At 59.0% G+C, this 13,991-nt stretch carries 14 protein-coding genes; 10 read left to right on the top strand and 4 right to left on the bottom strand.

Going from position 1 to position 13,991, the window contains the following annotated elements; genetic code table 11:
• Positions 1-94: 94 nt before the first annotated feature.
• The 6 genes from ACUN8C_RS10780 to ACUN8C_RS10755 all read left to right on the top strand — a co-directional run bounded on the left by ACUN8C_RS10780 (position 95) and on the right by ACUN8C_RS10755 (position 4,746).
• Positions 95-1,084 carry a peptidylprolyl isomerase gene (locus ACUN8C_RS10780; protein ID WP_445619222.1) on the top strand — a complete coding sequence of 330 codons (990 nt, stop codon included), beginning with the start codon at positions 95-97 and terminating at the stop codon, positions 1,082-1,084.
• Between the two features lie 103 nt (positions 1,085-1,187).
• Positions 1,188-1,991 (top strand): 16S rRNA (adenine(1518)-N(6)/adenine(1519)-N(6))-dimethyltransferase RsmA, encoded by an 804-nt coding sequence (rsmA, locus tag ACUN8C_RS10775; RefSeq protein WP_445619221.1) that lies wholly within the window; start codon positions 1,188-1,190, stop codon positions 1,989-1,991.
• Positions 1,988-2,371, top strand: coding sequence for a Co2+/Mg2+ efflux protein ApaG (gene apaG / locus ACUN8C_RS10770; protein ID WP_445619220.1), 384 nt, complete (start codon positions 1,988-1,990; stop codon positions 2,369-2,371). The genes rsmA and apaG overlap by 4 nt, the downstream gene beginning before the upstream one ends.
• A 65-nt stretch (positions 2,372-2,436) precedes the next feature.
• Positions 2,437-3,255, top strand: coding sequence for a symmetrical bis(5'-nucleosyl)-tetraphosphatase (locus ACUN8C_RS10765; protein ID WP_445619219.1), 819 nt, complete (start codon positions 2,437-2,439; stop codon positions 3,253-3,255).
• Between the two features lie 40 nt (positions 3,256-3,295).
• Positions 3,296-3,637 carry a thiosulfate sulfurtransferase GlpE gene (glpE, locus tag ACUN8C_RS10760; RefSeq protein ID WP_445619218.1) on the top strand — a complete coding sequence of 114 codons (342 nt, stop codon included), beginning with the start codon at positions 3,296-3,298 and terminating at the stop codon, positions 3,635-3,637.
• The gene (locus tag ACUN8C_RS10755; RefSeq protein WP_445619217.1) at positions 3,634-4,746 is read left to right on the top strand and encodes a polynucleotide adenylyltransferase; all 1,113 of its coding nucleotides are present in this window, start codon (positions 3,634-3,636) and stop codon (positions 4,744-4,746) included. Before glpE ends, ACUN8C_RS10755 begins: the two co-directional genes overlap by 4 nt.
• Here ACUN8C_RS10755 and folK read toward each other — a convergent pair.
• From folK to tsaD, 3 genes are read right to left on the bottom strand one after another with little or no spacing between them, the layout of a single operon-like run.
• Positions 4,718-5,275, bottom strand: coding sequence for a 2-amino-4-hydroxy-6-hydroxymethyldihydropteridine diphosphokinase (gene folK / locus ACUN8C_RS10750; protein ID WP_445619216.1), 558 nt, complete (start codon positions 5,273-5,275; stop codon positions 4,718-4,720). The two genes, ACUN8C_RS10755 and folK, sit on opposite strands and share 29 nt — an antisense overlap.
• 1 nt (position 5,276) lies before the next feature.
• Positions 5,277-5,636: a dihydroneopterin aldolase gene (folB, locus tag ACUN8C_RS10745; protein WP_445619215.1), complete on the bottom strand. Its 360-nt coding sequence runs from the start codon at positions 5,634-5,636 to the stop codon at positions 5,277-5,279.
• Between the two features lie 20 nt (positions 5,637-5,656).
• On the bottom strand, positions 5,657-6,706 hold the full coding sequence (gene tsaD / locus ACUN8C_RS10740; RefSeq protein ID WP_445619214.1) for a tRNA (adenosine(37)-N6)-threonylcarbamoyltransferase complex transferase subunit TsaD: 1,050 nt from the start codon (positions 6,704-6,706) through the stop codon (positions 5,657-5,659).
• Positions 6,707-7,006: 300 nt separating this feature from the next.
• On the opposite strand from tsaD, the gene rpsU reads away from it, so the two are divergent.
• From rpsU to rpoD, 3 genes are all read left to right on the top strand, one after another.
• The gene (rpsU, locus tag ACUN8C_RS10735; protein WP_086622362.1) at positions 7,007-7,222 is read left to right on the top strand and encodes a 30S ribosomal protein S21; all 216 of its coding nucleotides are present in this window, start codon (positions 7,007-7,009) and stop codon (positions 7,220-7,222) included.
• A gap of 247 nt (positions 7,223-7,469) precedes the next feature.
• Positions 7,470-9,317, top strand: coding sequence for a DNA primase (gene dnaG, locus ACUN8C_RS10730; protein WP_445619213.1), 1,848 nt, complete (start codon positions 7,470-7,472; stop codon positions 9,315-9,317).
• A gap of 215 nt (positions 9,318-9,532) precedes the next feature.
• Entirely contained in the window at positions 9,533-11,398 is a 1,866-nt protein-coding gene (rpoD, locus tag ACUN8C_RS10725; protein WP_445619212.1) for an RNA polymerase sigma factor RpoD, read from the top strand.
• 88 nt (positions 11,399-11,486) lie between these two features.
• Here the strand turns inward: rpoD and ACUN8C_RS10720 are convergent, their stop codons facing one another.
• Positions 11,487-12,407 carry a LysR substrate-binding domain-containing protein gene (locus ACUN8C_RS10720; protein WP_445619211.1) on the bottom strand — a complete coding sequence of 307 codons (921 nt, stop codon included), beginning with the start codon at positions 12,405-12,407 and terminating at the stop codon, positions 11,487-11,489.
• Between the two features lie 180 nt (positions 12,408-12,587).
• On the opposite strand from ACUN8C_RS10720, the gene ACUN8C_RS10715 reads away from it, so the two are divergent.
• Positions 12,588-13,976, top strand: coding sequence for an L-serine ammonia-lyase (locus ACUN8C_RS10715; protein ID WP_445619210.1), 1,389 nt, complete (start codon positions 12,588-12,590; stop codon positions 13,974-13,976).
• The last annotated feature ends 15 nt before the right edge of the window (positions 13,977-13,991 follow it).

Raw genomic sequence — 13,991 nt, 5'->3', positions numbered from 1 at the left:
GATCGCTTGTGACTGGGCCATAACCCGTAGCGAAGGCACGACCTTGCTGCACTACTGACGTAACGTCGGTTTTATGAATGAGAAGAGAGATTTCATGAAAGCACGCAACGCAAACACGCTAGCCGCTCTGGGCCTTGCGCTGAGTCTTTCCGTTTCGCCGCTGGCGACTGCCGCCGTGCAGCCCCTGGATCGTGTCGTCGCCGTGGTCAACGATGAGGCCATCATGTCCAGCGATCTGGATCAGCGCGTCACCCAGGTGCGTCAGCAGATGCAGTCGCGCAATATCGGCATGCCGGATCAAGGTGAGCTGCGTGATCAGGTGCTCTCGCGCATGATCACCGAGCAGATCGAGCTGCAGATGGCCGAACGTGCCAATTTGAGCGTCAGCGACAGCGACCTCAATCAAGCGATGCGAGGCGTTGCCCAGCGCAATAACATGACGCTCGAACAGTTTGTTGATCGGGTCGAGCAGGAGGGCATGAGCTATGCCCAGGTCAGGGAGCAGGTTCGCCGCGAGCTTTTGATCACTCAGGTACAGCAGCGCAGTGTGGCAAGCCAGGTCAATATTTCCGACCGCGAAGTGGATCAGTACCTGAAACAGGCCGGTAGCAACGCCAATGTGCAGTATCATCTGGCGCATATTCTGATTGCCGTGCCGCAGGCGCCTACGCCCCAGCAGGCTGAAGCGGCCCGTAAAAAGGCCGAGCAGCTGCGTCAGGCCATTACCTCGGGTCAGGCAAAGTTTCAGGAAGTTGCTGCGGCCCAGTCCGATGGCCCTCAGGCATTGGACGGCGGTGATCTGGGCTGGCGTTCCGGTGCCGAAATGCCCAGTATCTTCGATGATGTCGTGCCCCGTCTGGAAAAGGGGGAGGTCAGTGAGCCCATCCGCAGCCCGAGCGGTTATCACCTGATTACCCTTCTGGACAAGCGCGGCGGTGGTAATGCCGACCAGCAGCGAGAGCAGATTCGACGTACGCTGTTTCAGCGCAAGGTCAACGAGGAACTGGAAGCCTGGACGCAGGAGATTCGCGCCTCGGCCTACGTTGATAATCGATTGAAACAGGACGACGGCACTGCGCCGTAACAGGCTCTGCCTCCTTTCGGATATCCGCGCTGATGACAGGCCGCGAGCGACCCTCGCGGCCTTTCGTTAATGCAGGTCGCTATCTTTTACGCAAGGATCATTCATGTCACGACAACCGGCCCCCATGCGCGCTCGCAAGCGCTTTGGGCAAAATTTCCTCCAGGATCACGGTGTTATCGAACGTATCGTGCGCTCGATACATCCACAAAAGGGTGACCGGCTGGTCGAAATCGGGCCTGGACAGGGTGCCCTGACCGAGGAGTTGCTGGCCGCGCATGGATCGCTGGAGGCCATCGAGCTTGACCGGGACCTGATTCCGGGACTGCGCACGCGTTTTTTCAATTATCCCGATTTCAATATCACCGAAGGCGATGCGCTGGCCTTTGATTTCAGGGCGTTTCGTGGAGAGGGCGCGCCGCTGCGAGTGGTTGGCAATCTGCCCTACAATATTTCCACACCGCTGATTTTTCATCTGTTGGGTGCCGGTGATGCGGTGCGCGACATGCACTTCATGCTGCAAAAGGAAGTGGTGGCCCGGCTTGCAGCAGAACCCGGTACGGGGCAGTGGGGCAGGCTGTCAGTCATGACCCGCTATTACTGTCAGGTAGAGTCTCTCTTTGATGTACCGCCGGAAGCCTTTTTTCCTCAGCCCAAGGTAGATTCGAGCATTGTAAGGCTCATCCCCTGGCAGGTACGGCCTCACGTGGCACACGATGAGGAACTGCTGTCCAATCTGGTACGTCGTGCCTTTTCCCAGCGGCGCAAGACGCTTCGCAACAATCTGCGTGATGTTTTGAGCGCCGAAACGCTGGAATCGCTCGAGATCGCTCCGACGCGTCGCCCGGAGACATTGAGTGTTGGCGAGTTCGTGACGATCGCCAATCATCTGTTCGAGAATGCGTCATGAGTGAGCCTGCCCGGGATATTGTGGTCGAGGTTGAAAGCTTTTATCTGCCGCACGAATCGGATCCCTCGCAGCAGCGCTTTGTGTTTGGCTATCGGGTCGCCATTCGCAACCAGTGGGAATATTCCATACAGCTTCTGGCCCGCTACTGGCGGATTTCGCTGGGCAGCGGTGAAGTGCGTGAAGTTCGCGGTGAAGGGGTTGTGGGCAAACAGCCCATGATTGCGCCGGGCCTGCCCTTTAATTACTCCAGTCGCGCCATTCTCGACAGTCAGGTCGGGGTGATGGAAGGCAGCTATACCTTCATGGCGCCGGCACTGGGGGAAACGTTTGATGTCTCGATCGCTCCCTTCCGCCTGGCCTGCCCATTGCACCTGCATTGATGTCTCAATAAAGCGTCTGAAAGGGGCGGCGGTGTCTTATTCATTCAATGGTTCTGGAGTAGACGATGACAACCTGGGTCATTGGTGATTTGCATGGCTGTTGCCATGAGTTTGACGAGTTGCTTGAAACGATTGATTTTGTGCCGGGACGCGACCATTTGTGGATTACCGGCGACCTGGTCAACCGCGGTCCGCAGTCGCTTGAAACGCTTCGCCGCGTTTATGAGCTGCGCGAGCATGCAAGCGTCGTGCTGGGTAATCATGACCTTCACCTTCTGGCAGTGGCCTTTGGCCACGGTCGCCTCAAGCCCTCGGATACCCTGGTGGACATCCTCGAGGCGCCTGATCGCGAAACGCTGCTGGAGTGGCTTCGCTGTCAGCCGCTGATGGTCGAATCCCTGACACATCAATGTGTCATGACCCATGCCGGTCTACCGCCGCAATGGTCGCTCGAGCGTGCCCGGCAGTATGCGCGGGAAGGGGAGGAAATGCTCTCATCCCGCCAGTTTCTCGAATTTCTGCCTCACATGTACGGTAATGAACCGGCGCGCTTTGAGCCTGCGCTGCGTGGCAATGATCGCCTGCGTGCCATTATTAATGTGTTTACCCGCATGCGATTTATTGATGAGCATGGCACGCTCGACTTTAGCGCCAAGGAAGGGCTGGATAGTGCACCCGAAGGCTTCAGCCCCTGGTTCTGTTTTGAACGAGGCGATACCCAGCGGCTGATTTTCGGCCACTGGGCCGCCCTTGAGGGCCGGGCGCCGGGCGCGCGGGCCAACGTTCGCTCCCTTGATGGGGGCTGTGTCTGGGGCGGTGTCCTGATGGCGATGAATCTTGAAACCGATCAGGTTGTTACGGTGGAAGCCAGATCGCGCACATAAACGCGGGTGCGACGTTACATACAGGTTCAAAGGAGACTTCATGTCCTTTAGTCATCTAGATCACGACACCCTGAGCCAGTGGCAGGACAGCGGCACGGCGCATGAGGTGGTGGATATTCGTGACCCCATGAGCTTCAGTCAGGGACATATCCCGGGCAGCTACCATCTGGACAATACGAGCGTCGGTGACTTTGTCGAGCGCACGCCGCAGGACAGCACGGTAGTGGTGGTCTGCTATCACGGCCATTCCAGTCAGCAGGCGGCGCTGTGGCTGGCCGGGCAGGGCTTTGAAAAGGTGTACAGTCTGGAAGGCGGCTTTACCCATTGGCAGCATCACCACCCCGATCAGGTGGTGCGTGACGAGGGGGCAGGGCCGCAGTGATTCGTTTTGAGCTTGACGAGGCGCTTCAGGGGCTTGAGGTTTACTGCGTTGGCGGTGCCGTACGCGATGATCTGCTGGGCATTGCCCATGATGACCGCGACTGGGTCATCGTGGGCACGACCAGTGAAGAGATGCGAAAGCGTGGATTTCGCCCGGTCGGACGGGATTTTCCGGTTTTTTTGCATCCTCATACCCAGGAGGAGTATGCACTGGCGCGGACCGAGCGCAAATCCGGTCATGGTTATACCGGTTTTGAGGTGCATGCGGCCCCCGAGGTGACGCTTGAAGAAGATCTTGTACGGCGCGATCTGACCATCAATGCCATGGCGCAGGACAGTTCGGGACGGCGTGTGGATCCCTATCATGGTCTTGAAGATTGTCGCGCCGGCATTTTGCGTCATGTGTCACAGGCCTTTGGCGAGGATCCTCTGCGCATCCTGCGTACCGCTCGCTTTCTGGCTCGCTTTCGCCCGCGCGGTTTCACGGTGGCCGACGACACCATGACCCTGATGAAGGCCATGGTGGCTGAGGGCGAAGTGGGCCATCTGGTGGCCGAGCGGGTCTGGCAGGAAATTGAGCGAACCCTGGGCGAGCCGGATCCGACGGCCTTTTTCGAACTGCTGCAGCAGTGCGGAGCGCTCAAGGTGCTCATGCCGGCGCTTGATGACGTGCTGGCCGCGGGGCTTTCGCGCATGAGAACGGCCGAGGCGCCCATGGCGCGTTGGGCGCTGTTAACGGCTGACCTGTCTCATGACGCGCTGACCGCACTGTGTGACCGTTACCGTGTGCCGGGAGAGTGGCGTGACCGGGCGCTGATGGTCGTGCGCAGCCGGAAACTGCTGTCGAGTGCGCCGGATGCCGACCAGGTGCTGGCCTGGGGCCAGACCATGGATGCCTGGCGGCGGCCATCCCGCCTGGATGAAGTCCTTGATATGCTGGCCATCGGGGACTTCGGGTTGCCGGTCGCCGCACTCGAGCAGGCCATCGACCAGGCAAGACAGGTGTCACCGCAGTCACTCATGGCCCAGGGGCATCGGGGTGCCGAGCTGGGTCGCATGATCGATGTGGCGCGCCGCGACGCTATCGAATGCGCGCTGGCGCAAGCGTGACGGCTTCAATGGGTTCCGGCGCTGAAATCCGTTTTCCCTGCCATTCGAAGCTGACCGGCCAGAGCCCCTGGGAGTCGGCATCGAACGCCTGCCATAACGCTCGATAGGCGGTTCCCGTAAGCGGGTGGCGATACTCGCCAAAGCTTTCCGCCAGCGGGCGCAAGACAAAGGCATTATAGGTGATCTCTTCGCGGGGCAGGGTCACCCCGTCAACGCATCCGGTAAGGTCGTCCACGCACAGGATATCGATATCCAACGCGCGTGAGCTGAACTTCGGGGCGCTGTGATCGCGGCCGTTGTCGCGCTCGACCTGCTTGCACCATTGATTGAGCCTTGCCACCGACCAGGGGCATGACGCCCCCACCACCAGGTTGTAGAAGTTACACGGACTGTCAAAGCCCACCGGATGGCTTTCAAATACCCGCGATATCAGCAGCTCACCAAAAGCGCCATGCAGGGCCGAAAGCGCGGCATCGATGCGTCGATGACGGTGGGCGTTGCTGCCCAGGCTGAACAGTACGAACGACATGTCAGCGACCGTACTCGCCGCGCTCGATACGCACGCCGACAAAGGCGGCATCTGCCACGGCGCCGGGTTTTTTCAGCGTCAGGCGCAGCCAGGCAATGCCGAACTCCTCTCGAAGCAGGGCTGCAATGCGTTCGGCAAAGGTTTCGACCAGCTCGAACTGGTGCTCGCTGCAGTACTGCTGGAGACGCTGGCTGATGGCGGCATAATCAAGAGTTGATTTCAGATCATCGTCGCGCGCGGCCTGGGCGATGTCACAGCCCAGCTCAAGAGTCAGTAAAAGACGCTGATGGATGCGCTTTTCCCACTCATATACGCCAATCACGGCTTCCAGCGCCAGTTCTTCGATCAGGACCATGTCCATGGCGTTACTCCTGTCATGGGTTATTGGGTGGCATCCCGGCGCGGTGCCGGCGGGCTGAGCTCGGAAAGCGGCCAGCGCGGCGTGGCGATCATGGCCTGGTCATCATGCTCACCCGCCATCAGTCGCTGGGCGCCGACATAGGCAATCATGGCGCCGTTGTCGGTACAAAACCGTCCTCTCGGATAAAAGGCGCGTGCGCCCAGTTTTTCCAGTGCCGTATCCAGGCGCTGGCGCAGGCGTTGATTGGCGCTGACGCCGCCGGCCACGACCAGCCGCTTGAGACCGGTCTGCTCAAGCGCGCGTCGACACTTGATGACCATGGTGTCGGCAACGGCTTCTTCAAAGGCACGCGCCACGTCGGCGCGGGTCTGATCATCCAGCGCCCCTTCGGCTTCAAGCGCCTTGATGGTGGTCAGCGTATGGGTCTTGAGGCCCGAGAAGCTGAAGTTCAGGCCGGGGCGGTCCGTCATGGGCCTTGGAAAGCGAAAGCGGGTGGGGTCACCCTGTTCTGCCAGTCGGGCGATATGCGGGCCACCGGGGTAGGGCAGCGAGAGCATGCGGGCGGCCTTGTCAAAGGCTTCTCCGGCGGCATCGTCCACGGATTCACCCAGCAGCTCATAGTCTCCCAGTGCATGCACGGCCACCAGCTGTGTATGTCCGCCGGACACCAGCGCGGCGACAAAGGGAAACTCGGGACGTTCTTCTTCCAGCATGGGGGCCAGCAGATGGCCTTCCATGTGATGCACGCCCAGTACGGGTACCTGCCAGGCCCAGGCCAGACCGTGAGCGGTAGCAGCGCCCACCATCAGGGCACCTACCAGGCCGGGGCCCGCCGTATAGGCAATGGCATCGACATCGCGGGCTTCAAGGCCTGCCTCGGCCAGTACCTGATCAATAAGGGGGAGCAGGCGGCGTACGTGATCACGTGAGGCCAGTTCGGGTACAACGCCGCCGTGTTCGACATGCATGTCGATCTGGCTGAACAGGGCGTCGGCCAACAGTCCGTGTTCACTGTCAAACAGGGCAATTCCCGTTTCATCGCAGGAGGTTTCGATCCCCAGTACGCGCATGGTGTGTCCTGATTTCGGTAAGGGCGTCTTTCAATGGCGGGTGCCGTTCTGCAGCTCATTTTGGTTGCAGCCGGCAGGTGTGCAAGTTTACCCGTTTGTACTTCTCGCGTCAGGCGCTTTGCAAACCGAAGGCGCGACGTTTATAATGCGTGTCCCTGTAATACCGGGCTGTGCTTCTGGCCGCTGATCGCGGCGCCTTCGCTGAATCGTGATAAACATGTCATGACCGGTTTAAGTGCCGCATCGACGGCATTGAGCACATTCAAACCTCATTGATCTCCTTAAGGTGGTGATTGCTTAATGCCTTCCGTCAAAGTACGTGACAACGAACCGTTCGACGTTGCTCTGCGTCGCTTCAAGCGCTCCTGTGAAAAGGCTGGCGTGCTTTCCGAAGTCCGTCGTCGTGAGAACTACGAAAAGCCTACGGCCGAGCGCAAGCGCAAGGCAGCAGCAGCTGTCAAGCGCCATGCCAAGAAGCTGCAGCGCGAACGCAAGCGCTTCGAGCGGTTGTATTGATCCGTACCTGAGCGTATGCCCAACGCTTCAGCGGGATGCCGAACGGCCGCCATTGGCGGCCGTTCGTTTTTGTAGATGTTCATTCTACAGGTAATGATGCGTCAGGCGCTGCCGATAGGGTAGCGAGTGCTGATGCCATCATGAATAACGCCACACGACACACCCGAGGCAGGCTGCATTTCGATTCATCGAGGTGACGGCGCTGGATCAGGCGTGACCACTGACTCTTGAGGTAGTGCAGGACATTATGGCCGGCAGAATCCCTCAACGATTTATCGACGATTTACTGGCACGAACGGATATCGTTGACCTCATTGGTTCTCGTGTACAGCTTAAAAAGACAGGGCGCAATCATTCGGCGCTTTGTCCGTTTCATCAGGAAAAGTCTCCTTCCTTTACCGTCAGTGCTGACAAGCAGTTCTATCACTGCTTCGGATGCGGTGCGAGCGGTAATGCGCTGCGCTTTGTCATGGAGTTTGATCGCCTGAATTTTCCGGAAGCGATCGAGGCACTGGCAGGCCGTGCGGGCATGGAGGTGCCCCGGGAAGGAGAAAGCGACGAACAGCGCCAGCAGGCACGGGTGCAGGCAAAACGCCAGGAAGAAGCCGTCAATCTGCTGGAGCTGGGGACGCGATTCTATCAGCAGCAGCTGGCGTCACCTGCGGCGCATCAGGCACATGAATATTTGTCGCGCCGCGGTCTGAGTGACGACATCGTCAGCCGCTATGCCATCGGGTATGCGCCTGCCGGCTGGGATACGCTCAAGCGTCATCTGAGCGAGAAGGGCGTGGATGAGAATGTTCAGGTCGAATATGGCCTGCTGGTCAGAAAGGAAGAGGCCGGGCGTAGCTGGGACCGCTTTCGTGATCGGGTCATTTTTCCTATCCGCGACTGGAAGGGGCGTACCATCGGCTTTGGCGGTCGGGTATTGGGGGATGAAAAGCCCAAGTACCTCAACTCGCCCGAGTCTCCGGTATTTCACAAGGGGCGAGAGCTTTACGGTCTCTACGAGACTCGAGTGCAGTCAAAACGCCCCGAGCGCATGCTTATTGTTGAAGGCTACATGGACGTGGTGGCCCTTGCACAGCACGGGGTCGACTATGCTGTAGCAACGCTTGGTACTGCCACCACCGATGAACACCTTCGGCGCCTGTTTCGCCTGGTCGACGAAGTGGTGTTCTGTTTTGACGGTGATGCTGCCGGGCGGCAGGCCGCCCATCGTGCGTTGAATACCGTGCTGCCGTTGATGATTGACGGGCGTCAGGCCCGGTTCTTGTTTTTGCCAGACGGAGAAGACCCCGATTCGTTGATCCGCCAGGAAGGTGGTGAGGCGTTCGAGCAGCGCATCGTAAGGGCCGGCTCGCTGACGGAATATCTTTTTGATCATGCTGGCGAAGGGCGTGATCTGCGTCGTATCGAGGATCGTGAACGTTTTGCCAGTGCTGTGCTCGAAGGAATCGGGAAGCTGCCTCAGGGCCTTTTGAGATCCCTTTTGATGCGTGAGCTCAGCGAGCGTACGGGACTTGAGCGCAGCACGCTGGAAGAGCTTTCCGAAGGCAGCACCAGATCCGGGTCTGGTGCTTCACAGGCACCGCAGCATCAGGCACGTACCCAGGCGTCCGAGTATCAGGATACATCGGCCGGAAAAGGGCCGCCCCCTCGCCAAAAGGGCACTGCGACGCTGAGCTCGAGCGGTCGGATCCTGCACCTGATTGTGCATTCTCCGGTTCTGGTCGAGTCATTGCCGGAAGGGGAGGCATGGTGTCCCGACGATGAGGACGGTCAGCTTCTGCTGGACGTTGTCAGACTGTTGCGCGCCGGTGGTTATCGCTCCTCTCAGGTGCTGCTGGCGCATTTTCACGGCAGCAGCCATGGCAACCGACTGCTGACGCTTTTGCAACGCGAGCCGTTGATTCCAGCGGCGCTGCGTCAGCGGGAAATGGAAGTGCTCGTGGCGCATTTTGAACAGCAGCGCCAGCGTTTGAGTCCGGAGCGTGAGCTTGACGCGCTTCAGGCGCGGGAGCGAAATGGTGAGAAGCTCACACGTGAGGAAGCGGGTCGGTTATGGCAGCTGGTCTGCGAGATCAAGCGCTGAAAGCCCTGCCATGGGGTTGAAACAAGCGTTTATCCCCCATATTTAGTAGGGATATAGCGACAGGCGTCGCATGGCTTTTGGCGCCCGAATCAATACACAGGATTGGTGAGAAGCGTCAGCCTTCTGCTGTCGGCTCCCTGCTGGTCTATACTGGATTGCCTGGTATGCCTTTCGGCATGATCCAGGCGCTTCACTCTTCTTCGAGATAGGTTTCTATGGCTGGAAATACACCGCAGTCACGTCTGAAGGAGTTGATCGCGCAAGGCAAGGAACAGGGGTTTCTTACCTATGCCGAGGTCAACGACCATCTGCCTGAGGATATTGCAGATCCCGATCAGGTAGAAGACATCATCGGCATGATCAACGACATGGGCATCAAGGTCGTTGAAGAAGCACCCGATGAAGACACGCTGATGATGTCGGATCAGTCACCTGACGAATCTGCCGCCGAAGAAGCTGTCGCAGCGCTGGCGGCCGTTGAAAGTGACGTTGGGCGCACGACTGATCCGGTTCGCATGTACATGCGTGAAATGGGTACCGTTGAACTTCTGACGCGCGAAGGCGAAATTGAAATCGCCAAGCGTATTGAGGAAGGTACCCGTGAGGTCATGTCTGCGCTGTCCAGTTTGCCGGGCGCTGTCGACTCCATCCTGCAGGCCTATGATGCCACCCAGGATGAAGAGGCGCCGGGTCGTCTGTCGGATCTTTTCTCCGGTTTCATCGATCCTGATGAAGGGGTGCCGGGGGTGGCTGAAGTTGAAGAGCCTGTCCCCGAGGTTGTCGCCGAGGATTCAGACGACAGCGACAGTGATGATGACAGCGACAGCGATGATGACAGCGACGAGGAAGACGATACTGCTTCCGAAGGCGGTCCGGACCCGGAGCTGGCGCGCGTTCGTTTCGAGCAGATCCGCGAACAGAACGAGCAGACCAAGGCAGCGATCGAAGCGCATGGCCTGTCTTCTTCACAGGCGCGCGGCGAGCAGGCACGTCTGGCGGAGCTCTTCTCGCCGATCAAGCTGGTGCCGCGCCACTTCGAGCGGCTCGTCGGTCAGCTGCGCCTGAGTGTTGGTCAGATCCGCGAGCAGGAAAAGACCATCATGCAGCTGTGCGTCAAGCGCGGCAAGGTGCCTCGCAAGGCGTTCATTACTTCCTTTCCGGGTCGCGAGTCCGACTCGAGCTGGCTTGATGATTTCATGGCGCGTAACAGCAAGCACGCCAGCAACATCGAGCCGCTGCGCTCTGACATTGAACGGGCACAGCGCAAGATTGGCTTTGAAGAGGAGCTGGCGTTGTTGCCGGTATCCGAGCTCAAGGACATCAACCGTCGGCTGTCGATTGGTGAAGCCAAGGCGCGCCGTGCCAAGAAGGAAATGGTGGAAGCCAACCTTCGTCTGGTGATCTCGATTGCCAAGAAGTACACCAACCGTGGTCTGCAGTTCCTGGATCTGATTCAGGAAGGCAACATTGGTCTGATGAAGGCCGTCGACAAGTTTGAATATCGCCGCGGCTACAAGTTCTCGACCTATGCCACCTGGTGGATTCGTCAGGCGATCACGCGCTCGATTGCCGACCAGGCCCGTACCATTCGTATTCCGGTACACATGATCGAAACGATCAACAAGCTCAACCGCGTCTCGCGTCAGATGCTTCAGGAGATGGGTCGCGAGCCTACGCCTGAAGAGCTGGGCGAGCGCCTCGAGATGCCGGAAGACAAGGTGCGCAAGGTGCTCAAGATTGCCAAGGAGCCGATCTCGATGGAGACGCCCATTGGTGATGATGATGACTCCCATCTGGGTGATTTCATCGAGGATTCCACCATGGTCTCCCCGATCGACTCGGCCACCGGTGAAGGTTTGATCGAGGCCACGCGTAACGTTCTGGGCGGTTTGACGGCGCGCGAAGCGAAGGTGCTGCGCATGCGCTTTGGTATCGACATGAATACCGACCATACACTGGAAGAAGTGGGCAAGCAGTTTGATGTGACCCGCGAGCGTATCCGACAGATCGAAGCCAAGGCACTGCGCAAGCTGCGTCATCCGTCACGTTCCGAGTCGCTGCGCTCCTTTATTGACGAATAAACCGTCGACGGACAAGCGATCGCCTTGACGCTCAACGCCCGTATCCTTTCTGGAGGCGGGCGTTTTTTATGGCCATGATATTGGGTCGTCACGCCCCCGGGGTGCGTCTGGCCTCGGCGCAGATCCAGTCATGAACGGCGCGAATGCGGGGGTCATCCAGCGCCCCAAAGGCATGGACGATCGCATAATGACGTCCTGTATTGACTCGCTGCGGCAGCGGTGCGATCAGTTGGCCGCTGCTTAATTCATCACGTAACAGTGTCTGTCGGGCGATGGCGATCCCCATGCCGGCACGTGCCGCCTCCATGGTGAGGTCATGGCGATTAAAGCTGTAGCCTCGCTGGATGCCCACCGGGTCGGCGCCGATGGCCTCAAGATAGTGATGCCATTCGCCGTGCGGGCTGCTGCCGCGCCAGGCGGTGACATCATGCAGCAGGGGATAGTGGGCAAGCCTGTCAGGGTGATTCAGCGCCGGGCGGTGGCTGAAAAGAGACGGTGCGCAGACCGGAAAAATGATCTCTTCCATCAATAGCGTAGAGGCCATTCCCGGATAGTGATCATTGCCAAGGTCGATGGCCAGATCAAAATTCTCCTCGGTGAGGGCGCGGTCGCTGTCTTCAGCGTGCAGGTAAATATCCAGCGCCGGCAGCTGTGCCTGCAGCCGTGGCAGACGCGGCATCAGCCAGCGGGTCAAAAAGGACGGCACACAGCGCAGTATGAGTTCTCCGCTCATCAGACCGCGGGACAGTCGCTTGAGCTCCTGGTCGATACGACCGTGCGCACTCAACACGGCCTCGGCCAGGCGCTCGCCCTCGGCCGTCAGCGACAGCCTTCTCGGGTGACGGTGGAAAAGTCGAAAGCCGAGCCTTTCCTCCAGCAGTCGAATCTGTTGGCTGACAGCACCGGTCGTCACATTGAGTTCACCCGCTGCACGGGTAAAGGAAAGGTGGCGTGCTGCGCAGGCGAAGACATGAAGACCTGCATGCATGGAGGTCGTGGCTGAAGGCATGAAAGACTCGTCATCAGCAGTGGCCCAATGTCAGGGCAATAGGTGTTATGGTTTAGTAAAACTAAACCCTGGTCGCCTATTTATGCTTTGAAAGGCGCCTCAAGGCAATACATGCTGGCCCCATCGCGCATAAATCCAATGACGGTTTAGCGCTCCTTACACCGATTATGGGGTGACAGCATGCCTATCAGCGTCTTCGAATTGTTCAATATCGGCATTGGTCCATCCAGTTCGCACACGGTCGGCCCCATGCGTGCGGCCAAATTATTTCTGGATGCGCTGGATGAGCGGCAGGCGACCTCACGGGTGACCGGTGTCGAGATTCATCTTCATGGATCGCTGTCGGCTACCGGTGTCGGGCATGGCACCGACCGCGCTGTCATTATGGGATTGATGGGTGAGCTTCCGGCATCGATCGACCCTGACATTATCGCGCCTGCCATCGATGAGCTGCTGGAGTCACAGGTGCTGCGCCTGGGTGGTCGGGTCAGCGTCCCCTTTCTGTGGGAGCGGGATTTCTACTGGTCCAACGAGCCACTGCCGCGCCACCCCAACGCCATGACGCTGGTGGCCACCCTCAGGGATGGCAGCAACATTACCCAGACCTGGTATTCGGTCGGCGGTGGTTTTGTGATCAATGGTGCCGACGAAGAGAACGGTGATACCGAAGCCGGCGTCACCTTGCCGTATGATTTTGACAGTGCCGATGCGCTGCTCGAGATCTGCAAGCGCGAGAACATGAACATCGCTCAGGTCATGATGGCCAACGAGCTGGTCTGGCGCAGCGAAGAAGAAGTGCGTCAGGAGCTCTTTGGTATCTGGCAGGCGATGCAGGCCTGTATTGCCAAGGGCCTTGAGCAAACCGGCGTTCTGCCGGGTGGGTTGAACGTGAAGCGTCGTGCTGCCTCGCTGCTGGTGCGTCTTGAACGGGCCGAGAAGAATCTGATCGCCACTACCTTTTCAGCGATGGACTGGGTCAACCTGTTCGCCCTGGCCGTCAACGAGGAAAATGCCGCCGGTGGACGCATGGTGACTGCGCCAACCAATGGCGCTGCCGGTATTATTCCGGCCGTGCTGGGCTATTGGATGAAGTTCGAGGAAACGGCCTGTGAGCGCGGTGTTGTCGACTTCCTGCTGACAGCCGGTGCCATTGGCATTCTGTGCAAGAAAAACGCCTCGATCTCCGGCGCTGAGGTCGGGTGCCAGGGGGAAGTGGGATCGGCCTGTGCCATGGCCGCCGCCGGCCTGTGTCAGGTCATGGGCGGGACGCCAGAGCAGGTAGAAAATGCTGCCGAAATCGGCCTTGAGCACAATCTCGGCCTGACCTGCGACCCGGTCGGTGGTCTGGTTCAGGTGCCGTGCATCGAGCGTAATGCCATTGCGTCGGTCAAGGCCATCAATGCGGCGCAGTTTGCCCTCAACGGTGATGGCACCCACTTTATTTCGCTGGATCATGCCATTCGCACCATGCGCGATACGGGTCGGGATATGCAGAGCAAATACAAGGAAACCTCGCTGGGCGGGCTGGCCGTGAACTACGGCCTGGCTGTCAACGCCATCGAGTGTTAAGCCCTGATCGGGTCA

Source organism: Kushneria sp. Sum13, assembly GCF_052692355.1.
The sequence above is the reverse complement of the archived record's forward strand: the minus strand, read 5'-3'. Positions and strand labels throughout refer to the sequence as shown.